Below are 21,019 nucleotides of genomic sequence, written 5' to 3'. Positions count from 1 at the left end.
CCCGTATGTCAGCGCCTGCGGCGTGGTGGTTGCGGGGTTGCAGTCCTGCCGAAGGACAGGACTGCTTCGTGATCTGACTCGCCGTGATGTTTGAACGTAGCGCGCAGCGCGAAGAGAGTTTCACGGCGAACCCCGCAACCGCCACGACGCAGGTTGCCCCGCAGCGAAGCGAAGGGGTCGCGGACATCCGGGTCGCCTTCTTTGATCTGACCTTTCTTGGCGAATCAAGAAAGGGCAGTCGGCTGCCGGGCCGAGACCTGGCCTCTGTCGCCAGAGGCGCGACAGAGTCAAAAAGGAAGCTCAGGCAGCCAACCTGAACCGCTCCACCACCCCCCCAAACCCCCTCTCCAGATCCGCAATCAGATCCAAAGGATCCTCCAGCCCCACATGCAGCCGCACCACAGGCGCAGTCCCCGTCCACACACTGTGCTCCCGCAACCGCTCAGGCTGCGCCACCAGCGCCAGGCTCTCGTACCCGCCCCAGGAAGCCCCCTGCGCAAACTGCCGCAACGAGTCAACGAACACGGCGCCGGCACTGGCATCCACCCCTTCGGCAAACGCGAATGACACCAGCCCGCTCGCCCCGCTGAAGTCCCGCTTCCACAGCGCATGGCCGGGATCGGACGGCAGCGCTGGGTAGAAGACGCGGCCGACCTGGGGCTGCTGCTCCAGCCACTGGGCGATTTCGGTGGCGTGGCGCTGGTGCTGGGCCAGGCGCACGGGCAGGGTGCGCAGGCCGCGCAGTGCCAGGTAGGCGTCGTCGGCGCCTATGGTCAGGCCCAGGGCCTCGTAGGCGGTGGATATCTTCTTCGACAGCGCGGGGCCGTCGGTGATGACGATGCCCTGCATCACGTCGGAGTGGCCGGCGATGTACTTGGTCGCGGCCTGGATGGAGAGGTTGGCGCCGTGCTCCAGGGGCTGGTAGAACCAGCCGCCGCTCCAGGTGTTGTCGGTGGCCACGGCAATGCCGTGCTGGCGCGCCACGGCGGCCAGGGCGGGCAGGTCCAGCACCTCGTAGAGCAGGGAGCTGGGCGATTCCAGGTAGACCAGGCGGGTGTTGGGGCGGATCTTGCCGGCCAGATCGTCGCGCGAGGGCGAGAAGTACTCCAGCGTGATGCCCAGGCGCTGCAGCAAGGTGGCGTCCACGCGGCGCACGGGCGAGTAGACGCTGTCGGCCACCAGGGCATGGTCGCCGGGCGAGAGCAGGGCGATGAGCACCAGGGTGATGGCGGACAGGCCCGAGGGCGTGAGAAAGGCGCGGTGCCCGCCCTCCAGCGCGACCACGGCGTCTTCCAGCGCGCGGTGCGTGTCCAGCCCGTGGCGGCCGTAGGAGGCCACGCGCTCGCCGGCCTCGCGGCGGTGGTGCAGGTCGGCGTAGGCGGCGCTGTCGGCAAAGCGCACGGTGCTGGTGCGCACCACGGGCACGTTGACGGGGCCGGAGCCGCCCTGCAGCGGCGGCGTGCCTGCGTGCAGCAGGCGGGTCGACGGACCCAGGGGCCGGTGCTTGTCTTGGGGGGTGCTCATGCCACGGCCTCGCTGGGACGGAAGTAGGCGGCGTTGTAGTTCTTGACTTCGCCGGTGTCGGGGTCGATGGCCACGCGGCCGCTCAGGGTTTCCAGCGGCTGGCCGTAGAGATGGAAGTGCAGCGTGGGCTGCTCGCCCACCACGGCAATGCTGTGGATGTCATCGGGCAGGAAGGCGATGGAGGCGCCCGGCTGCACGGTGAATTCGCGCGCCAGGTGGATGCTGGCGCGTGCGGGGTCGCTGCGGTCGTCCGTGCGCTCGTAGAGGCGGTTGAGCTCCTGGCCTTCGACGGCAACGATCACGGCCCAGGTCGTGTGGTTGTGCGGGGCCGTGGTCTTGCCGGGGTTGATGGAGTTCAGGTACAGGGCCAGGCCTGCATCGCCATCGGCCGGGTTGAGGCGGTAGCGCGTGGAGGCGCCCACGCCTTCGGTCTGCGCGGGCGGGGGAAAGTCCGCGCGGCTGAACAAGGCCTTGTGCGCGGCCAGCTGCTCCAGGCGTGCGGTGATGGCCGACAGGGTGCTGCGGTCGGGCGCGCCGGCCTGCAGCAGCTGGCGCACGTCGGCCAGGGCGGCGTCCACGGCCTGGCGGCGCCGGGCGGCGGCGTCTGTATGGGTGCCTGTATCTGCGCCTGTGCCGGCCGGGGTTTCAGTCGTTGTTTCTGCGGTCATGGGGATGTGCTCCTGGAGGTGGGGGATCAAAGGGCAAAGCGCAGGCTGTTGAAGGGCAGCGGCGTTGTGGCCGGGGCGGCTGGCGCAGGCCTGGGCCGTGCACCATCGCCCAGGGCGCGCTGCAGGAATTCGCGCGTGCGCTCGCTGCGCGGGCTGCCGAAGATCTGGGCGGCCGGGCCGTGCTCGACGATGCGGCCGGCCTCGGTGAAATAGACCTGGTCGCTGACCTCTTCGGCAAAGCGCATTTCGTGCGTGACCAGCACGCAGGTCATGCCGTCCCTGACCAGGTCGCGGATCACGGTCAGCACCTCGCCCACGGTCTCGGGGTCCAGGGCCGAGGTCACTTCGTCGAACAGGATCAGCTCGGGCCGCATGGCCAGGGCGCGCGCAATGGCCACGCGCTGCTGCTGGCCGCCGGACAGCTCGCCGGGGTAGGCGGATTCCTTGTGGTCCAGGCGCACCTTCTGCAGCAGGGCGCGGGCCTCGCGCTCGGCCGTGGCGCGGTCGCGGCCGACCACGCGCGTGGGGGCGATGACCAGGTTCTCCAGCACCGACAGATGGGGGAACAGGTTGTACTGCTGGAAGACGAAGCCCACGCGCTTGCGCAGGGCGATCAGCTCGGCCTCGGTGCGCAGCTGGTCCACGCGCGTGCCCGCCACCGAGATGGCGCCGCGCTGGGGTCGCAGCAGCCCGGTGATGCAGCGCAGGATGGTGGACTTGCCCGAGCCCGAGGGCCCGATGATGGTCACCGCCTCGCCGCGCCGCACCTGCACGTCGATGCCCTTGAGCACCTGGTTGTCGCCAAAGGACAGGTGCACATCCTGCAGTTGGACCAGTGCGGGCGCCGTGCCGGACTCTGCCGAGGCGGCACTATGCACCGCCTGGGTGACGTGGTGTGTGCCAGCGCTGCCCGACTCAGGGACGCCAAGCAAGGGCCGCCCCGCAGCGAAGGTGTCGTCCCCCTCCCGCGAAGCGAGAGAGGGGGAAGCGGCGAAGCCGCTCAGGGGGAGCGTTTCAGTGATTTTCATGGCGTCGCTCCAGGGCGCGGGTGGCGCGGGCAATCGGATAGCAATAGGCGAAAAACAGCGCGAGCAGCGTGAAATACACAAGGATGGTGAAGTCCGTGCGTGCCACGGTGTTGCTGGCGATCTGGGCGGTGTCCACCACGTCGTGCACGCCCACCAGCGAGGCCAGCGAGGTGCTCATGGTGATGCTGGCGTAGAGGTTCATCCACGGCGGCAGCATGCGGCGCACGCACTGCGGCAGCACGATGAGGCGGAAGATCTCGCTGCGGCGAAAGGCCAGCGACTGGGCCGCCTCCCACTGCGCGCTGGGAATGGACTGGATGGCGCCCCGGAAGATCTCGGCCACGTTGGCGCTGGTGGGCAGGGCCAGGCCCAGCACCACCTTGACCCAGTCGGGGAAGGGAAAGGTCCAGCCCACCAGCTTCAGCTCGAACGGGAACACATAGGTGGTGAAGTAGATGAGCACCAGGATGGGCGCATTGCGAAACAGCTGCACATACCAGCGCACGCCGGTGCGCACGGCCGGCGTGGGCGACAGCGACAGGGCGCCCAGCACCAGGCCGGCCACGGTGCCGATGGCCACGGCCAGCACGCTGATCTCGATGTTGACCAGGAGGCCGCGCAGCAGCGCGGGCAGCCATTTCCACAGGTGCACGAAGGCAGGCGGGGCGCTGTCCGTGGCGGCCCAGCAGGCGCACAGGGCCAGCAGTGCGGCGCCTGCGATCAGCCAGGGGCTGCGCGCCGCGCGCAGCAGGGCGGCGGGCAGCGGGCGGGGCGCGGCGCCGGTGTTCAGGGTGGCTTCATTGGCCATAGCCGGGCATCCTCAGGTGTTGTTCCAGCCAGCGGCCCGCCAGGCTGACCAGCCAGGTCAGCAGGCCGAACCACAGCAGGATGAGCAGCAGCAGCTCCAGCACGTTGTCGCGCTGGGACCAGATCATGATGGACTCGTAGGTCACGTCGCCCACGGCAATGGCCGAGGCCACGGCCGTCATCTTCACCAGGTCCACCAGGTTGTTGGTCAGCGAGGGCAGGGCAAAGCGCACGGCCAGCGGCAGCTGCACGCGCACCAGCAGCTGGCGCTGCGAAAAGCCCAGCGAGCGCGCTGCCTCCAGCGTGGTGGCGGGCACGGCCTCGATGCCGGCGCGCAGCGCCTCGGCATGGAACACGCCCTTGTGCAGCGAGACCACGATCACCACCCAGACAAAGGGCGTGAGCGGGTTGTTGCCCGCGCCCCAGTCGCGCAGCTGCTGGGTGATCAGCATGTTGAGCACCAGGAAGGCGCAGTACAGCTGCACCAGCGTGGGCGTGTTGCGCGTGACCTCCACAAAGGCGCGCGCAGGCCGTGCCAGCCAGGCGCGGCCTGAGGTCAGGGCCGCCGCCAGCGCCACGCCGGCCGCCAGGCTGCCGGCAATGGTCAGCAGGGCCAGCTGCACGGTCACGAACATGCCGCGCACAAAGGCCTGGCGCTCGGCCACGTCCAGCACGAAGGCGTAGTTCAGGCCCAGGCCCTTGAGCGCTTGCACGCCCTGGGCAAGCAGGCTGTCGTTCATGGCACGGCCTCCAGGGCGGCCGGCTGTGCATGCGCTTGCGCAGCGGGGTCTTTCAGCGCGGCCACGGCGCGTGCGATGCGGGCCGTGGCCTCGGCCAGCACCTCGTCGCTGGCGGCGGTGGAGATGCGGAAGTACGGCGACAGGCCGTAGGCCCCGCCATCCACGGCAGCCACGCCTTCGGACTCCAGCAGCCATTCGGTCAGGTCGGTGTCGCTGGCGATGGGCTGGCCGTCCGGGCGCAGGTGGCCTATCAGCGCGCCGCAGTGCACAAAGGCAAAGAACGATCCGCCCGGCGGCAGCAGGGCCAGGCCCGGCACCTGGGCCAACGCCTGGGTGACCCGTTGCGCGCGCCGCGCATAGGCGTTGCGGGCCTGCTGCACAAAGCTCTGGTCGGGCGACTGCAGCGCCGCCGTGGCTGCGGCCTGGGCCACGGAATTGGGGCCTGACGAGGCCTGCGACTGGATCACCACCATGGCCTGCACCAGCGCGGCCGGGCCTGCGCCCCAGCCGATGCGCCAGCCGGTCATGGCATAGGTCTTGGAGACGCCGTTGACCAGCAGCGTGCGCTCGCGCAGGTCGGGGGCCACGGCCAGCCAGTGCGCGGGGGCCTGGGGCGTGAACCAGATGTGCTCGTACAGCTCGTCCAGCAGCACCAGAACCTGCGGGTGCTGGCGCAGCACCTGGGCCAGGGCGGCCAGTTCCTCGCGGCTGTAGACGGCGCCCGAGGGGTTGCCCGGCGTGTTCAGCACCAGCCAGCGCGTGCGCGGCGTGATGGCGGCCTGCAGCGCGGCCGGCGTGAGCTTGAAGCCCTGCTCAATGCCGCAGTCCACGATGACCGGCGTGCCGTCGTTCACGCGCACGATGTCGGGAAACGAAGGCCAGTACGGCGCGGGCACGATGACCTCGTCACCCGCGTCCAGCGTGGCCGCCAGCGCGTTGTAGATCACCTGCTTGCCGCCGTTGCTGACGATGATCTGCCCGGCGTCGAAGTCCAGCCCGTTCTCGCGCCGGTACTTGGCGCTGATGGCCTGGCGCAGCGCGGCCGTGCCGGGCGTGGGCGTGTACTTGGTTTCGCCACGGGCCAGGGCCGCGATGGCGGCCTGCTTGATGGGCTCGGGCGTGTCGAAATCGGGCTCGCCCGTGGTCAGCGCAATGATGTCGCGGCCCTGGCGGGCCAGGGCCGTGGCCCGCGCGCTGGCCGCGGCATTGGGCGAGAGCCTGACGCGCTGCACGCGCTGCGAAAGGGGAAAGGGCGTGGTCATGGCGTGGGGCCTTCCTGGAATGCGGCGGCTGGCGTTGGAGAAACCTGCGGCAAGTCGTGCGGCAAATCGTCCGGCAGGGCTTGCAGCACCTTGCCGGGATTGAGCAGGCCCAGCGGGTCGAAGGCCTGCTTGAGACGCCGCATGAGCTGCAGCTCCACGGCGCTCTTGTAGCGGGGCAGCAGGTCGCGCTTGGTCTGGCCCACGCCGTGCTCGGCGCTGATGGAGCCGCCGTGGGCGTGCACGCTGTCGTGCACCACCTCGTGGATGGCGTCTTCCTGGGCAAACAGCTGCGCGGGCGTGCTGTCCGGCGCGTGCGAGACGTTGTAGTGCAGGTTGCCGTCGCCCAGGTGCCCGAAGGCCACGGGCCGCACGGCGCCAAAGCGCGCCTGCAGCAGCGCGGCCGTGGCCGCAAGAAAGTCGGGGATGCGCGAGATGGGCACCGACACGTCGTGCTTGATGTTGCGGCCGTCGCGCCGCTGGGCCTCGCCCAGGGCCTGGTCGCGCAGCCGCCACAGGGCCTGGCTTTGCTGCAGGCTCTCGGCAATGGCGGCATCGGTGACCAGGCCGTCCTCGAAGGCCTGGCCCACCACGCACTCGAAGCGCTGGCGCGCATGGTCCTCGCCCTCGCTGTCGGACAGCTCGATCAGCGCAAACCAGGGCGCCTTGAGCGCCAGCGGTATCGGCTGCTCGGGCACATGGCGGGCTATCAGGCCCAGCGCCGTGTCCGACATCAGCTCGAACGCCGTCAGGCTGGCGCCGAAGCCCGCCCGCGCCTGGCTGAGGAAGGCCACCGCATCGCGTATGCAGCCAAAGGCCAGCAGGGCCGTGTGCTGGGCGCGGGGCAGCGGATGCAGGCGCAGCGTGGCCGCCGTGATGATGCCCAGCGTGCCTTCGCTGCCCACGTACAGGTCGCGCAGCGCATAGCCGGTGTTGTCCTTGCGCAGCCCGCGCAGGCCGTCCCAGATGTCGCCCTCGGCCGTCACCACTTCCAGGCCCAGCACCAGCTCGCGCGCGTTGCCGTAGCGCAGCACCTGGGTGCCGCCCGCGTTGGTGGACAGGTTGCCGCCAATGGTGCAGCTGCCCTCGGAGCCCAGGCTGAGGGGGAACAGCCGGTCCGCATCGCGCGCAGCCTGCTGCACATGGGCCAGCACGGCGCCGGCTTCCACGGTCAGGGTGTCGTTGTCGGTGTCGATGGCGCGCACGCGGTTCAGGCGCGCCAGCGACAGCAGCACGGCGTGGCCCGAGGCGTCGGGCGTGGCGCCGCCCATCAGCCCGGTGTTGCCGCCCTGGGCCACGATGGGCGTGCGGTGGGCGCGGCACAGGCGCACCAGCTGCGCCACCTGGGCCGTGTCGGCAGGCCGTGCCACGGCCAGGGCCTGGCCCGTGAGGCGGCCATGCTGGTCGGTCAGGTAGCCGGCCGCATCGGCACCCGTGAGCACATGGGCATCGCCCAGGGCGTGGCGCAGCGCGGTGACCAGGTCGGCGGGGCCGGTGATGTGGCCGCTGGTGCTGGTGCTGGTGTGGGTGCTCATGCGGGCGCCTTCCTGAACTTGTCGTGCAGTTGGTGCAGCAGCGGCGTGGGCGTCATGCCGTTGCGCTGCTCCACCTCGATCAGCCAGCCCGTGCGGTGCCAGTCCTGCACGATGCGGTCGATGGCCGCCTGCGTGTCGGACTCGCCCTTGCGCAGCCAGATCACCGAGGGCGAGGGAATGATGTCGGCGGGCGAGACGATCTCGTAGTCCTTCCAGTCCGCATTGCTGGCCACGAGTTCGCGCAGCGTGGGGCTGACATGCACGGCGGCCGCGCAGTTGCCGCCCTTGAGGGCCAGCAGCGACTCGGGCTGGCCCCGGAAGGCCTTGATCTGGGCGCCGTATTGATCGGCCAGCGGCTTGGTGAAATTGCTGCCCTGCGACACGCACACGGGCTTGCCGCGCAGGTCGTCCCACTGGCGCACGCCGCTGCCCTTCTTGGCGATGGCGGCGCCGCCGACTTCCTCGAACGGCGTGGGCACGAAGGACAGGATCTCGCTGCGCTCCTGCGTCCACTGCATGTTGGCGATCAGGATGTCCACCTTGCCCTGCTGCAGGAACTGCACGCGGTTGGACGGCTGGACCTGCACGGTCTCCACCCCCACGCCCAGGCCCTTGGCCACGCCTTCGGACAGCTGCACGTTGTAGCCCACGTGCCTTTGCGTGACGGGATCGATGGTGCCGAACGGCGGCCCGGAAAGCATCACCCCCACCACGATCTTGCCGCGCTGCTTGATGCGGTCCAGCGTGGCGTCGGCATGGGCTGCCAGGGCCGTGAGGGCGAGCAGGGTCGCCAGTGCGGTGCGAGTCGGCTTCATGGCCTGGCTCCCTTGGCGGCGGCCTGGGTTGCCTGCGCATCGGCCTGCGCTGCCGCATACACCGCGAAGTCGTAGGGCGCGCGGTCGAACTGGCCCTTCAGCGCGCGTTCGTGGCGCTCGGCGATCCAGGTGTCGGGCACGCCGCTGGCGCGGGCCACCTTGAGCAGAAAGCCCGTGCGGTGCCAGTCCTGGATGGCCTTGTCCACGAAGGCCTGGGTGTCGGCCTCGCCGCGGCGCGTCCACACCACGGTGGGCGAGGGAATCAACTGGTCCTGCGTGCCCAGCTCGAAGTCCTTCCACTCGGCTGCATTCGGGCCGGTGAGCTTTTCATAGAGCGCGGGCTGGATATGGACCGAAGCCGCGCAGGTGCCGCCCTTGAGCGCCAGCAGCGACTCGGGAATGCCGCGCAGGCCCTTGACCACGGCGCCATAGCTCTCGGCCAGGGGCTTGGCGAAGTTGCTGCCCTGCGACACGCAGGCCACCTTGCCGCGCAGGTCTTCCCAGCGCTTGATGCCGCTGGCCTTGGCCACCAGGGCGCCGCCGCCGATCAGGTCATAGGGCGTGGGCGCGAACGAGAGGATCTCGCTGCGCTCCTGCGTCCACTGGATGTTGGCGATCAACAGGTCCACCTTGCCGCTTTGCAGGAACTGCACGCGCGTGGAGGCCGTCACGGGAACCGTCTCCAGCGGCACGCCCAGGCGGCGCGCGATGTCGGCGGCCAGCTCGGTCTGGTAGCCGCCGGTCTTGCCGGTGGCGGGGTCCAGCACGCCGAACGGCGGGCTGGCGCCATCAATGCCCACGGACAGCTTGCCGCGTTGCTTGATCTTGTCCAGCGTGGCATCGGCGTGGGCGGCGCCGGCGCCCAGCAGCAGGGCCAGGGCGGCGGCAAGGGGGGGAAGAAGGCGGGGCATGCGTGAATCCATCAGGGAACGGAAGGCCCGGCCCCGTCTTGCGGGGCCTGGGCCTGGGTGGTCGAAAAAAAAGCAGGGGTGGACCGCCGTGGCGGTCGGCGGTCAGCTGGCGGACTTGAACTTGGCCTGCAGCTCGGGCAGCAGCGGGTTGGCCGGCTCGATGCCCACGCGCTTTTCGGCGGCGATCAGCCAGCCCGTGCGGTGCCAGTCCTGCACCACCTTGTCCACTGCGGCGATGGTGTCGGCCTCGCCCTTGCGGGTCCAGACCACGGAAGGTGCGGGCAGCACCTCGCCGGCGATGGGGGCCGAGTACTGCGCCCATTCGGGGTTGCTGCGCAGCAGCGGGTAGATCAGCGTGCTGTCATGCACGGCGGCCACGCAGTTGCCGCCCTTGAGCGCCAGCAGCGAGTCCGACGAGCTCTTGTAGCCATGCACCTGGGCGCCGTACTCGCTGGCCAGCGGCTTGGCAAAGCTGCTGCCCTGGGACACGCACACGGGCTTGCCGCGCAGGTCTTCCCACCTGGCGATGCCGCTGCCCTTGCGCACGGCGGCAATGCCGCCCACGCGGTAGAAGGGCGTGGGCGCGTAGCCCAGGGTCTCGGCACGGTCGGGGTTCAGCTCCATGGAGGCGATCAGCAGATCCACCTTGCCGGCCTGCAGAAACTGCACGCGCGTGGCGGTCTGCACCTGGACCAGCTCGGCCTCCACGCCCAGGCCCTTGGCCAGGGCGCGTGCCAGCTCGGGGTTCCAGCCCACGAGCTGCTGGGTGGACGGGTCGATGGAGCCGAAGGGCCCGCCATTGACCAGCACGCCAATGGTGACCTTGCCGCGCTGCTTGATCTTGTCCAGCGTGGCATCGGCCCGGGCCTGGGTGCAGGCCAGGGCCAGCGCGGCGGCGATGAAGGTCAGGGATGCGGAAAGGGTGGCGCGGGACTGGCGGCGCAGGGTGGGGCTTGTGTGCATGGCGGGAGCGGGGCGGTCGGGACGAACGAAAGATGCGTACGCCCGCATCTTCTGGCCGCCCTTGACCCACGGCAACAAAGCTTTGGGAGCATGTTTATGCGCTTTGCGTCGCTGCATCAGGGTGATCACCAGGGAAATGTGGGCCCGAGGCAGGGCGGGTCGATGGTGTAATCGCGACGGCCGGGGTGCTGCACCCCACCGGCACCTCCCAGCGAGCCCTCTTCCATGCACCAAGCCCTAGCGTCCCTACTCGCCCCTCTCGCCTGCGCCGCCCTGCTGTGTGCCAGCCCCGTGGCCTGGGCCGCCAATCCCACCAGCTCGGGCAATTGCGAGGAAAGCTCCACCAACATGTCCGAGGTGCGCGCCTGCCTGCACGAGCAGAACGTGGCCATGGTCAAGGCCGCCTACGCCTCGCTGTCGCTCAAGCTCAAGGCCCGCATGCCCCAGGCGTCGGAAGAGCTGGAAGTGGCGCAGAGAAACTGGGTGCAGTACGCGCGCAGTGCCTGCGAGTTCCTCTCTGAATTCAATTCCGCCAGCTTTGCCAAGGACGATGCCCGCGCCAACTGCTGGAGCGACTTCGCCCGCGCCCGCACCAAGCAGCTCAAGTCCTGGGAAATGCAGCTGGACAAGAAGCCCTGAGGGCGGGGACGCTGCTCACTGGTAGTTCAGCGTGAAGGTGGCCCTGCCGTTGGCCTGCCCCGTCGTGACTGCCGCAGCGGTCTGCACGTATTTGGCAGTCAGCGGGATCTTGAACTGGGCAACGCCCTGGACGATGGTTCCCGCACTCCATTGGTTGGTGTTGCCAGGCACGTTGGAGTCCGGGCCGTAGCCGAGAGCGGTGCCATCCTTCAGTATCTGTATGCCTATTCCCGTGGCAACCGGCTTGCCGTCTGGCGCGGTCTGGCTCAAGGTCAGGACGGTGCTCTGATTGCTGGTGTCATTGGCATCGGTGAGCGTGATGTGGGGGCGCAGAACGCTTTCGGGCGCGCCGCCCTTGCATTCCAGCGTGATGTCGAAGTGCTGGGGGATGGAGGTGGACTGGAGGCCCGTGAAACGCAGGATGGGCACAGCGCCCATGGGTACGGAGATGGTCGAGGCGGCCACCGAGCAGGAGGGACCGACCACCACCCTGGTGCGGCCGGACAGGTTGACGTTTCCTGCGGTGCAGCTGGGGCACTGGAATCGCATCTCGACGTTCATCCCGGAGCCCGTTAGCGTGCCAGCGGAAACGTTGCCGGTTTTCACCAGCTCGATCCAGACATCCTGGGGATGTGAACTGACATTCCAGAAATAACCCAGTGCGCCCGAATTATTTTCTGATTCGGTGGTAATGGGCATGGTTCTGCCACTGGGAGCGCTGGGGCCGCGCCATGTTGCCCACCAGCGGATTCCAATGCCGGGAATATTGGTGCTGTAGACATTATTGTATCCGGGCGTCTTGTTTCCGGATTGAACATTGGCGGCTACAACGGCGTTGGAAACATCGTACTCGAATGCCGTGTTCAGCACTGCTCGAAGATTAAATACGGTTGCCGTAGACTTCCATAGCGTCGATCCGTTGGAGTAATTTCCGGGTACTGTTATTTCCTCGGGCAGTGAAATGCTGGAGCTGGTGGGGGAGAATACGCCCCCGGCAAAGGCATTGGTGTTCATCGTTGCCGCTGAAAAGGCGATGAGAAATGGAAGGGCGATCAATGCAAGGCGGCGTACTTGCGAGAAAAATGAGGGAATGAAAGAAGAATGCATGATACTGATTCGCTCCATTGCTGAAGTATGATTCTCGAAAATATCACGCAATAGTTTTATTGAACTTTTGAGTGAATAATGAGAGACTGGAAATGAAAGCATCGAATCATTCGATGGGTGGCCTCTTTAGTATTTCGCACTCTACGCCGAAGATATGAGGTGATGCAATCAGACTGCTCTGATAATGGAGCGTGGCTCAGTCAAAAGCCGACCATGCACGCCATTCGTAAAGCGCAAGGTCCGCGTGTCACGGAGCTCGGGTGCGTGGAGGTTGCGCAGACAAGCCTGGTCCAGTCCGCTCAGTTGCTGAGAGGTGCGGTCGGAGAAGCGTCACTGGCACCTCTGGCGGCTTGCCAGAGCGCATCGGCCAGGGCTGTGATCTCAGGGGCCAGGTGCAGGCGTTCCAGCCAGCGGCCTGCAATGCCGCTGGCGCCCCAGGTGGCTCCGGCCAACTGGCCGGTGATGGCTGCCGTGGTGTCGGCGTCATCGCCCAGGTTGGCGGCCTGCAGTACCGCGCCTTCAAAGCTGTCATGCCTTGCAAAGCACCACAGGGCCGCCTCCAGGCTGTCCACCACGTAGCCGCTGCCGCGTATCTGTGCGGCCGGCTTGTCGCGATAGTCGCCACGGGCAATCTCCCGCAGGCGTGGGCTGGCGCAGTCTTGCAGAACGCCGCCCAGGTCCAGAACCTGCGACCGGGGCAGTCCCTGCAGCGCCCGGCACAGCGCCACGGCGAACAGGCAGCAGGCCTGCAGGCATTCAGGTGCCGCGTGGGTGGTGCGTGAGCTGAGTTCAGCCATGCGCTGCACCAGGTCCTCGTCGGGGCCGAAGAACATGGGCACGGGCGCCAGCCGCATCAGGGAGCCGTTGCCGGCCTGGTCCGGGTCGGGCGACCCGGCCAGCGGATCGCCGGTGGCCAGGAAGCGCTGGATGGCCGCCCTGGTGGCCATGCCGATGTCAAAGCAGTTGCCGGTGGAACTCCAGTACCCCCATTCGTACCAGTTGGCATAGCGCGTCATCTGGTCCTGCGGGTCGCAGCCGCCGCGCTGGAGCAGGCTTTCGGCCAGGCACAGGGCCATGGAGGTGTCGTCGGTCCACTTGCCTGCGGGCAGCGAGAACGGGCCGCCGCCGACCATGTCGGTCAGCGGCGCAAAGCTGCCGCGCGGCTGGAATTCCAGCGTCGTTCCCACGGCATCGCCACAGGCCAGGCCCAGCAGGGCACCACGGTATCGGTCCAGCGTGTCCATGGCCATGCCTGTGCTCGCGCTCATGGTTGTTCAGGAGCGGTGCTGCGCAGCCGCGCGCGCACCTGCATGAGGGCAAAGCCCAGAAGGTTCAGGCCCTGCCAGCGCGCGGGGGCGGTGGCGCGCACATCGTCGGCGGCCAGGCCGATGCCCCAGATGGCGTCCACGGGGCTGGCCTCCACCAGCACGCGGTCGCCCGTGTTCAGCAGATAGCGGGCCAGGGCCGGGTTCTGGGAGAACTTGGCCTGGTTGGCGCGCACCACGATGCCCATGCGCGCGGCCACCCAGGCCGCTTCATCAAAGCCCTGGATGCCGCGCCCCAGCTTCTTGGCCTCGCCTGGCGTGCGGCAGCGCACGATGGCCGCGTGCGCCGCCCCGTCGCCAAACAGCCGTGCCTTGCCCGCCATCATGAAATGCTCGGCCGTGGGGTAGTGCTGGCCATCGACCTCGAAGCCCGCCTCGAACCACTGGCTCATGCAGGTCTTGCCGATGGAGCCATCGGCCGCTGGCTGGTGGCCCCAGAACGGCAGGAAGCGCGGGGTGAGGCCCTGGGCCATGGCGTTCTGGAGGTCTTGCAGGGAGGCGATGTGGTCTGTCGTAGTCATGGGCTGTCTCGTTGCCGTGTGTGCCGTTTCAGGAATGCGATGGAGCTTGCTGCAGCCACCACTGGCTGAAGGCCATCAGGTCTGCATGTTGAGAGTGGGCGTGGACCAGGTCCGGCCCGGTGTTGGGCGTGCCGTTCGGGCCACGGCACACCAGGGCCGCGTGAATGCCCGGGCCAATGTCCCGGAGGTAGGGCAGATAGTCGTCCACGAAAGCGACCGGGCCGAGCTGCTGCAGGGCGTCTGCCTTGGGGCTGCGCAGGCCGGTGGTCCGGCCCGTGGCGATCACGCGGTCGATGGGAAAGCCGAGGTCGCGCAGGTTGCCCAGGCGGGCCTGCTCGAAGCGCGCCGCCAGGGCCGTCACGCAGACCAGTTCATAGCCGGCGCCCTGCAGGTCGTGGCAGGCCTGCAAGGCATTGCCCAGCGCGGGAATGCTGCGCCAGAAGTCGTCGTCCATGCAGGCCCTGAACTGTTGCAGGCGCTCGCCGTCCAGCGCCTGCACGGCCCAGCGGTCCATGGCCCAGTAGGCATGGGGGTCGGCCTCGGCGGGGCGCTGGCCGAACGCGCGCTCCCAGGCACCGGCATAGGCGCGGTTGTAGTCCAGCAGCACGCCATCGGCGTCAAGGGCAATGATGGGTTTCATCGTGTTCCTCTTCGGCCAGCACGCGCAGGTAGTGCGGTGCCACGCTGTCCGTGAGCCAGACGCCGTTGTCCGAGCGGTAGAACAGGCAGGCATCGGCATGCATGCGCGCCGCATCGATCTCCAGCAGCACCAACCGGCCATAGCGCTGGCCCACGGAGCGGGCCGTTGCCAGGTTGTCGGTCAGGTGCACGTGGTGGCGGTTGCGCCGGTCCAGGCCGGTGCGCAGGATGGAGTCCAGAAAGCGCGTGGCCGTGCCATGGTAGAGGCGCTGCGGCGGCACGCTGGCCTGCAGGCCCAGGTCGATCTGCACGGAATGCCCCTGGCTGGCGCGGATGCGCAGGCCGTCGGCGCTGATGGCAAAGCGCTGCTTGGGGCAACTGCGCACCACCTCCATCAGCAGTGCGGGTGAGATGTTGCGGCCGGCCGCCTGGGCGCCGCGCAGCAATGCGTCTATGGAGACCCAGCCCTGGGCGTCCAGTGCGAGTCCGGCGCGGCCGGGGTTGTGGCGCAGGACCAGGCTCATGAATTTGCTGGTCGATGTCAGTGTGTTCTTGTTGTTCATACGGTCCATTTCCATGGATTTTCTTGTTGTGTTGATGATTGTCCGTGCTTCGGGCTTCACACCACCAGACAGCCCTGCCGCTCCGACAGGCCGATGGTGGCCTGCATGCCCGCCGTGAACTGCAGGTAGTCGGCCTCCATGCCGTCCGAGAAGATGACGCCATGGTCGGGCATGCGCGAGCGCAGGGTCAGCGGCTGGCCGGCGGTGACCTGGCCGTAGACCAGCTCGGCCGTGGAGGAGCGGCTGGGAAAGGGCTCGCGCACGGCGAAGTCCAGGCGTGGCGCATCCCAGGCGAAGGGCTGGTAGTCGAAGTCGGTGGACGCGCCGCGCACGGCGCGGGCAATGCCCATAGATCCCGTGACGATGCTCTTGATCCAGGCGGACGAGCCCAGCCCCGTGGCGACGATGAGGCCGGAGGACGACTGGGATTCGCGCCGGTCGCCCAGCGTGATGTCGTACAGGGCCGAGGTATGGCTGCGCGGGCCGATGAACAGGTCGTTGGCGGCGCGCAGCACCTGGCCGTCGCTCAGGCGCGCTTCGGCCAGGGTGACGGCGCGCGTGGGGCGGCGGTTGGCGGCCACGTCGCCCAGCAGGGCGGCCAGGTCGGCGGGGGCGAAGGGCAGCAGCAGGCCGTCCCAGCGCGCGGGCTCGGGGTTGACGCCGATGAGCGGCTGGCCGTCCAGGTATTTCATGGTGTTGGCCACCATGCCGTCCTGGCCCAGTGCCACCACGATGTCGTCGGCGCCGAAGACGAAGTTGGGCACCAGGGCGCGGTCCACGATCTGGTAGCGGCCACGCGCCTCCAGCGCCTGCACCACGGCCTGCAGGGCGGCGGCGTAGGCGGCGCTTTCGCGCAGGTAGTCGCCGAAGTCGGCACCCAGGTGCTCGATGTAGAAGCGCGCCTGGGACAGCGTGTGGTACCTGGCCACCAGCTCATCGAGCCGCGTGCGCCGCACCACCAGCACGGTCTTGCGTTCATTGGCGTTCACGGCGGCTCCTTGCGGGTTCGGGATCGGCCACGGCGGCTGCATGGCCTGCACCGGCACCCATGAGCGACTGCAGCAGCTCGGGCGAGACGTTGAGCTGGCCGATGCGCTCGGCCTTCTCGGCAATGCCGCCAAAGGCCTGGGCGATGAGCTGGCCCGGCTGCATGCCCACGGCGGCCAGCGATTGCACGATGCGCGGGTCGGCCTTTTCCAGGGCCTGCATGACGGCGCCCACGCGGTAGGCCTCGGCCTCGGCCAGGGTGCGGCTGTTGGCGGCCTGGCCTTCGACGAAGTCGCGGCGGCTGGTCTCCAGCGCCACGTCGGCGGACATCTGTTCGGCGCGCAGCTCGTTTTCCTTGCGCATCTGGGCAGCCTTGGCTTCCAGCTGGGCCTCGCGGATCTGGCGCTTTTTCTTTTCCACGGCCACGTCGGTATCGAGCTCGTTCTGGCGGATGGCGCGCTCGTTTTCCACGGCAGCCATGCGGCGGGCATAGACGGCGTCGTCGGCGGCCTTGAGGTTGGATTCGCGCGCCTCGGCCTCCAGGGCGCGGGCGATGTCGGGCGTGGGTTTGACGGCCATGACCGAGACGCCCAGGATCTCCAGCCCCAGCGCCTCGATCTCGGGCTGGGCGGCCAGCTCCTGCTGGGCCGTGCGCGCAATGAGCGCCGAGGAGCGCAGCGCCTGCTTGAGCTCCAGCGCCTGCACGGCCTGCTGGATGATGACCTCGGCCTGCATGGTCACGCGGTCGCCCAGGCGCTGCGGGTCTTCGGACATGTATTTCTGGCCGTCGCGCGCCAGGGAGAAGTCCATCAGCGTGGCGGTCTGGCGCGGTGTGCTGATGCGGTAGGTGACCTGGCCCTGCACGGTGACGCTCTGGAAGTCGGCCGTCACCAGCTCCAGCATGAAGTGGCAGTCCTGGCTGCCCACGGGCACCGCGACCAGGGTGGTGGTGGGCGCGTAGTAGAAGAAGGACTGGCCCGCACCCTCGCGTACCACCTTGCCGGCGCGGAACTGCATGAGGTGGACCGTGGGTTGGGACTTGATGAAACGGATGCCGAACATGGTGCTTCTCCTTTAAGTTGCTCTGTGCAACTTGTATGGGTTGCATAGTGCAACTTAAAATCCGGCACGTCAAGCACAATCCATCCCATGGCTGAAAAAAATTCCCCATCCCCGCAGGGCGCGCTGGACTTCCCGCGCCCGTTCACCACGGTGGACGTGGTCATCTTCACGGTGGCAGACGATGCCCTGCAGGTGCTGCTGGTGCAGCGCCCCACGGCGGGCAGCGAGCCGTTTCCGGGGCTGTGGGCGCTGCCCGGCGGCTTTGTGGATGTGCGCCAGGACGCGGACCTGCTGGCCTGCGCGCGGCGCAAGCTGCTGGACAAGACGGGCGTGGACAGCCCCTACCTGGAGCAGCTGGGAAGCTGGGGCGGCGCGGCGCGCGACCCGCGTGGCTGGTCGGCCACGCATGTGTATTTCGCGCTGATCCCGGGGCACGACCTGATCCTGGCCAAGGGCGCGAATGCGGCCGATGTGTCGTGGTTTGCCGTCGATGAACTGCTGCGCGAGCCTGCGCTGGCCTTCGACCACGGCGAGATCCTGCGCGCAGCGGTGGAGCGGCTGCGGGGCAAGGTGGAATACACCTCGCTGCCGGCCTTTCTGCTGCCCGAGCCCTTCACGCTGCCGCAGCTGCAGCAGGCCTACGAAGTGGTGCTGGGCCGCCCCGTGGACAAGAGCGGTTTTCGCACGCGCATGATGGCGGCCGGCTTTCTGGTCGAGGCAGGCCAGGTGGAGGGCACGTCACGCCGCCCGGCCATGGGCTACCGCCTGGCCGACCGCAGCGCGCCCGTGGTGTTTCCGCGCACCTTCAGCCCGCGGGGGTGAGGGCGGCCTTCGATCAGGACCAGGATCAGGCGCCCAGCAGGCTGCAAAAGCGCTGCATGTCCACATTGCCGCCGCTGAGGATGATGCCCACGCGCTGGCCGCGCAGCTCTTCGCCTTTCTGGCGCGCGGCGGCCAGGCCCAGGCAGCCGGTGGGCTCGACCACGAGCTTCATGCGCGTGGCCAGGAAGCCCATGGCATCGACCAGTTCGGCATCGCTGGCGGTGAGGATGTCGGTCACGTCGCGCTGGATGATGGGGAAGGTGATGCCGCCCAGGTGCTGGGTCTGGGCGCCGTCGGCAATGGTCTTGGGGGTGTCTATGTGGACGATGCGGCCTGCGCGCAGCGACTGCTGGCCGTCGTTGCCGGCCTCGGGCTCCACGCCGTAGAGCGCGCAGTCGGGGCTGAGCGCGCGTGTGGACAGGGCGGTGCCCGACAGCAGGCCGCCGCCGCCCAGCGGCACGAAGAGGGCGTCCAGCGGGCCGGTTTCCTCGAACAGTTCCTTGGCGGCCGTGCCCTGGCCGGCCAGCACGTCGGCATGGTCGTAGGGCGGGATCAGGGTCAGGCCGTGGCGCTCGGCCAGGTCGCGGCCGATCTGCTCGCGGTCTTCGGTATAGCGGTCGTAGACCACCACCTGGCCGCCATAGCCCTTGGTGGCCGCCACCTTGGCGGCGGGCGCGTCATGCGGCATGACGATGGTGGCGGGAATCTCCAGCAGCCGCGCTGCCAGGGCGATGGCCTGGGCGTGGTTGCCCGAGGAAAAGGCCACCACGCCGGCCTTGCGCTGCGCCGGGCTGAAGCGAGACAGGGCGTTGAAGGCGCCGCGGAACTTGAAGGCGCCCATGCGCTGCAGGTTCTCGCACTTCAGGAAGACACGGGCGCCCAGCGCATCGTCCAGCGTGCGCGAGGTGAGCACGGGCGTGCGGTGGGCATGGCCCTGGATGCGTTGGGCCGCTGCGGCCACGTCGTCATAGGTGGGAAGGCTTGTCATCGGTACGGGAGAGAAGGGGTTGCAGACCGGCGGGGTGCCGGGACCTATTTGGCGTAGCTGTAGACCGTGGCGCGCGACACGCCCAGGTGGGCGGCAATGGTCTCCATGGAGCGGCGCACATCGAGCAGGCCGGCGCCCTTGAGTTCGCGGACCAGGGCGCGGCGCTCCTCGGGCTTGAGGGCGCGCGGCGTGGTCGCCAGGCGGGCCGCGAACTGGTCGATGCGGGCACGCACCGTGTCGGCGCCTGCGCCGGCGCCCGTGGGGTCCAGCATTTCGCGCGCGGGGGTGTCGCCGCTGACGGCGGCAAAGCGGTTGAGCATGCCCTGGAAGCCCTGGAACATCGTCAGGTCCACATTCATGCACAGGGCGGCGATGTAGCGGCCCTCGGAGTCGCGGATGCCGATGGACGTGCTCTTGGCCTGGCGGCCATCGGCGAACTGGTTGGGGTAGTTGGCGATGACCTGCTCGTAGCCGGGGTCGAGGATGCGGGCCAGGCCCAGCTCCGTCGCGCCCTGGCCCACTTCGCGGCCCGACAGGTTGTTGTGGATGGCCAGCACCGCATGGGACGGGTCGAGCAGGTCATGCACCACCACCTCGCAGAACGGGGCAAAGGTCTGGCCCAGGCCTTCGGCGATCTGGGCCAACTGGTCCAGAAGCTGGCGCTGTTCAGGGGTTCGTTGGGTCATATTAGACATTTTGTTTTGAATTGGACAAAATGTCAAAATCCAGACGACTTCTCTGCGCTTTCCACCATGTTCGACACCCTTGTAGACCTGCTGCAATCCCAGGGCGCGCGTTTTCGCGTGCTGGAACATCCGGCCGAAGGCCGCTCCGATTTAGTCGCCGAAATCCGGGGCACCGCCCCCGGCCAGGGCGCCAAGGCCATGCTCTGCAAGAGCCGCGATGCGGCCGGTGCGGGCGATCCCCAGCTGTTCCTGGCCGTGCTGCCCGGCGACCGCAAGCTGGACTTCAAGCGCCTGGCCCAGGCCGTGGGCGTGCGCAAGGCCACGCTGGCCTCGCCCGAGGAGGCCCAGGCCGCCACGGGCTGCGTGATGGGATCGGTGCCGCCGTTCTCCTTCAACCCGCAGGTGCGCCTGGTGGTGGACCCGGCTCTGGTAGAGCGCTTTGGCGAGATCGCCTTCAACGCAGGCCGGCTGGACCGCTCCATCGTGCTGGACTCGGCCGACTATGTGCGCATTGCCCGGCCCGCGCTGCACAGCCTGAGCGGGGAGGGCGCCGATTGACCCGGGGGCCGGGCGGTGCCCACAATCGCAGCAACGCCCGCACACCCTCTCCTGACCATGTCCACCCCTGCGAAGCAGCACCCTGACCGGCCCGATGCGGCCGGCTTTGTGCGTGCGGCGCTGGCTGCTGCCCTGGCCCAGGTGCAGTCGCATCTGGCGGTTTTGGAGGGCGGTGGCAGCGATGCCGAGACCATCCACCAGCTGCGCGTGGCCCTGCGGCGCCTGCGCACCGTGCTGCGTGAGTGCGCGGGGCTGGCGCCCGGCATGCGCGCCGAATGGGATGAGCCCCTGGCCCAGGCCTTTGCGCAGCTTGGCACGCTGCGCGATGCCGATACGTTGGCCGATGTGGTGCGCCCGCTGCTGCAGGCCGCCCATGCGCCCCTGTGCGACTGGACGGCGCCGCAGGCCGTGCAGGCGGATGCAGCCGCTGCCGTGCGCGAGCCGCCGTTCCTGCACGCGCTGGCCGGGATCCAGGCGCTGGCGCAGGCACAGCAGGCAGAGCCATCGGCCCGTTTTGCCCACCTGTCCGCCGCAGGCACGCGCAAGTACCTGGCACGGCGGCTGGCGCGCCTGCACCGCCAGGTGCTGCGCGACGGCCGGCACTTCGACCGCCTGCCGCTGGCGCAGCAGCACCGCGTGCGCAAGCGGCTCAAGCGCCTGCGCTACCTGGCGGACTTTGCCCGGGAATTCTCGCCCGGAATGTGGCCCGGCAAAAAGGGCCGGCGCTTTGCCGAGGCGCTGGTGCCCGCCCAGGACGCGCTGGGCCTGCACAACGACATGGCCGTGGCGGCCGAGCATTTCCATGCCGAGGCCGCGCGCGACCCGCGCGCCTGGTTCGCGGCCGGCTACCTGCAGGCCCGCCTGGCCAGCAG

At 68.7% G+C, this 21,019-nt stretch carries 23 protein-coding genes; 4 read left to right on the top strand and 19 right to left on the bottom strand.

The window, feature by feature from the left end; all coding sequences use genetic code 11:
* Nucleotides 1-300: 300 nt before the first annotated feature.
* The 10 genes from metC to ACM14_RS28075 all read right to left on the bottom strand — a co-directional run bounded on the left by metC (nucleotide 301) and on the right by ACM14_RS28075 (nucleotide 10,250).
* Nucleotides 301-1,524, bottom strand: a complete 1,224-nt coding sequence (gene metC, locus ACM14_RS28120; protein WP_065347972.1) for a cystathionine beta-lyase — start codon at nucleotides 1,522-1,524, stop codon at nucleotides 301-303.
* Nucleotides 1,521-2,192 carry a cysteine dioxygenase family protein gene (locus ACM14_RS28115; protein ID WP_065347971.1) on the bottom strand — a complete coding sequence of 224 codons (672 nt, stop codon included), beginning with the start codon at nucleotides 2,190-2,192 and terminating at the stop codon, nucleotides 1,521-1,523. Before ACM14_RS28115 ends, metC begins: the two co-directional genes overlap by 4 nt.
* A 26-nt stretch (nucleotides 2,193-2,218) precedes the next feature.
* Entirely contained in the window at nucleotides 2,219-3,220 is a 1,002-nt protein-coding gene (locus ACM14_RS28110) for an amino acid ABC transporter ATP-binding protein (protein WP_302621879.1), read from the bottom strand.
* Nucleotides 3,207-4,028, bottom strand: coding sequence for an amino acid ABC transporter permease (locus ACM14_RS28105; RefSeq protein ID WP_065347969.1), 822 nt, complete (start codon nucleotides 4,026-4,028; stop codon nucleotides 3,207-3,209). The genes ACM14_RS28110 and ACM14_RS28105 overlap by 14 nt, the downstream gene beginning before the upstream one ends.
* A complete protein-coding gene (locus ACM14_RS28100) occupies nucleotides 4,018-4,767 on the bottom strand; it encodes an amino acid ABC transporter permease (protein WP_013800583.1) in 750 nt (249 codons plus the stop codon). The genes ACM14_RS28105 and ACM14_RS28100 overlap by 11 nt, the downstream gene beginning before the upstream one ends.
* On the bottom strand, nucleotides 4,764-6,029 hold the full coding sequence (locus ACM14_RS28095) for an aminotransferase class I/II-fold pyridoxal phosphate-dependent enzyme (protein WP_065347968.1): 1,266 nt from the start codon (nucleotides 6,027-6,029) through the stop codon (nucleotides 4,764-4,766). The genes ACM14_RS28100 and ACM14_RS28095 overlap by 4 nt, the downstream gene beginning before the upstream one ends.
* Nucleotides 6,026-7,561 carry an FAD-binding oxidoreductase gene (locus ACM14_RS28090; protein ID WP_065347967.1) on the bottom strand — a complete coding sequence of 512 codons (1,536 nt, stop codon included), beginning with the start codon at nucleotides 7,559-7,561 and terminating at the stop codon, nucleotides 6,026-6,028. Before ACM14_RS28090 ends, ACM14_RS28095 begins: the two co-directional genes overlap by 4 nt.
* Nucleotides 7,558-8,376 carry a transporter substrate-binding domain-containing protein gene (locus ACM14_RS28085; RefSeq protein ID WP_046988097.1) on the bottom strand — a complete coding sequence of 273 codons (819 nt, stop codon included), beginning with the start codon at nucleotides 8,374-8,376 and terminating at the stop codon, nucleotides 7,558-7,560. Before ACM14_RS28085 ends, ACM14_RS28090 begins: the two co-directional genes overlap by 4 nt.
* Entirely contained in the window at nucleotides 8,373-9,287 is a 915-nt protein-coding gene (locus ACM14_RS28080; protein WP_065347966.1) for a transporter substrate-binding domain-containing protein, read from the bottom strand. The genes ACM14_RS28085 and ACM14_RS28080 overlap by 4 nt, the downstream gene beginning before the upstream one ends.
* Nucleotides 9,288-9,389: 102 nt before the next feature.
* Entirely contained in the window at nucleotides 9,390-10,250 is an 861-nt protein-coding gene (locus ACM14_RS28075; RefSeq protein WP_013800588.1) for a transporter substrate-binding domain-containing protein, read from the bottom strand.
* Nucleotides 10,251-10,475: 225 nt separating this feature from the next.
* On the opposite strand from ACM14_RS28075, the gene ACM14_RS28070 reads away from it, so the two are divergent.
* Complete coding sequence (locus tag ACM14_RS28070) at nucleotides 10,476-10,889, top strand: lysozyme inhibitor LprI family protein (RefSeq protein WP_034397148.1); 414 nt, start codon at nucleotides 10,476-10,478, stop codon at nucleotides 10,887-10,889.
* A gap of 15 nt (nucleotides 10,890-10,904) precedes the next feature.
* On the opposite strand, the gene ACM14_RS28065 is transcribed toward ACM14_RS28070, so the two are convergent.
* From ACM14_RS28065 to ACM14_RS28035, 7 genes are all read right to left on the bottom strand, one after another.
* Nucleotides 10,905-11,996: a fimbrial protein gene (locus ACM14_RS28065; protein ID WP_254662155.1), complete on the bottom strand. Its 1,092-nt coding sequence runs from the start codon at nucleotides 11,994-11,996 to the stop codon at nucleotides 10,905-10,907.
* 299 nt (nucleotides 11,997-12,295) lie between these two features.
* Nucleotides 12,296-13,264: an ADP-ribosylglycohydrolase family protein gene (locus tag ACM14_RS28060; protein ID WP_254662154.1), complete on the bottom strand. Its 969-nt coding sequence runs from the start codon at nucleotides 13,262-13,264 to the stop codon at nucleotides 12,296-12,298.
* Complete coding sequence (locus ACM14_RS28055; RefSeq protein WP_065347965.1) at nucleotides 13,261-13,842, bottom strand: NADAR family protein; 582 nt, start codon at nucleotides 13,840-13,842, stop codon at nucleotides 13,261-13,263. Before ACM14_RS28055 ends, ACM14_RS28060 begins: the two co-directional genes overlap by 4 nt.
* 28 nt (nucleotides 13,843-13,870) lie before the next feature.
* Nucleotides 13,871-14,482, bottom strand: coding sequence for an HAD family hydrolase (locus ACM14_RS28050; protein ID WP_065347964.1), 612 nt, complete (start codon nucleotides 14,480-14,482; stop codon nucleotides 13,871-13,873).
* Nucleotides 14,460-15,044 carry an RNA 2'-phosphotransferase gene (locus ACM14_RS28045; protein WP_013800594.1) on the bottom strand — a complete coding sequence of 195 codons (585 nt, stop codon included), beginning with the start codon at nucleotides 15,042-15,044 and terminating at the stop codon, nucleotides 14,460-14,462. Before ACM14_RS28045 ends, ACM14_RS28050 begins: the two co-directional genes overlap by 23 nt.
* A gap of 56 nt (nucleotides 15,045-15,100) precedes the next feature.
* Entirely contained in the window at nucleotides 15,101-16,033 is a 933-nt protein-coding gene (locus ACM14_RS28040; RefSeq protein ID WP_065347963.1) for a sugar kinase, read from the bottom strand.
* A complete protein-coding gene (locus ACM14_RS28035; protein ID WP_034397141.1) occupies nucleotides 16,020-17,093 on the bottom strand; it encodes an SPFH domain-containing protein in 1,074 nt (357 codons plus the stop codon). The genes ACM14_RS28040 and ACM14_RS28035 overlap by 14 nt, the downstream gene beginning before the upstream one ends.
* 87 nt (nucleotides 17,094-17,180) lie before the next feature.
* Between ACM14_RS28035 and ACM14_RS28030 the strand changes: the two genes are divergently transcribed.
* Nucleotides 17,181-17,915, top strand: coding sequence for an NUDIX domain-containing protein (locus ACM14_RS28030; protein WP_012207554.1), 735 nt, complete (start codon nucleotides 17,181-17,183; stop codon nucleotides 17,913-17,915).
* Nucleotides 17,916-17,940: 25 nt separating this feature from the next.
* Here ACM14_RS28030 and ACM14_RS28025 read toward each other — a convergent pair whose 3' ends face one another.
* Together ACM14_RS28025 and ACM14_RS28020 are read right to left on the bottom strand one after the other, a co-directional pair.
* The gene (locus ACM14_RS28025) at nucleotides 17,941-18,903 is read right to left on the bottom strand and encodes a threo-3-hydroxy-L-aspartate ammonia-lyase (RefSeq protein WP_065347962.1); all 963 of its coding nucleotides are present in this window, start codon (nucleotides 18,901-18,903) and stop codon (nucleotides 17,941-17,943) included.
* 44 nt (nucleotides 18,904-18,947) lie between these two features.
* Entirely contained in the window at nucleotides 18,948-19,589 is a 642-nt protein-coding gene (locus tag ACM14_RS28020; RefSeq protein WP_013800599.1) for a transcriptional regulator, read from the bottom strand.
* Between the two features lie 66 nt (nucleotides 19,590-19,655).
* Between ACM14_RS28020 and ACM14_RS28015 the strand changes: the two genes are divergently transcribed.
* Both ACM14_RS28015 and ACM14_RS28010 read left to right on the top strand, forming a co-directional pair.
* Nucleotides 19,656-20,147, top strand: a complete 492-nt coding sequence (locus tag ACM14_RS28015; protein ID WP_012207551.1) for a YbaK/prolyl-tRNA synthetase associated domain-containing protein — start codon at nucleotides 19,656-19,658, stop codon at nucleotides 20,145-20,147.
* Nucleotides 20,148-20,204: 57 nt separating this feature from the next.
* Nucleotides 20,205-21,019: CHAD domain-containing protein (locus ACM14_RS28010; protein WP_065347961.1), on the top strand; the 815-nt coding region annotated here is incomplete at its 3' end.

Source organism: Delftia sp. JD2, from assembly GCF_001682645.1.
Taxonomy (GTDB): Bacteria; Pseudomonadota; Gammaproteobacteria; order Burkholderiales; family Burkholderiaceae_C; genus Comamonas; species Comamonas acidovorans.
Note: the sequence above shows the minus strand (reverse complement) of the source record. Positions and strands in the feature narration are given on the sequence as shown.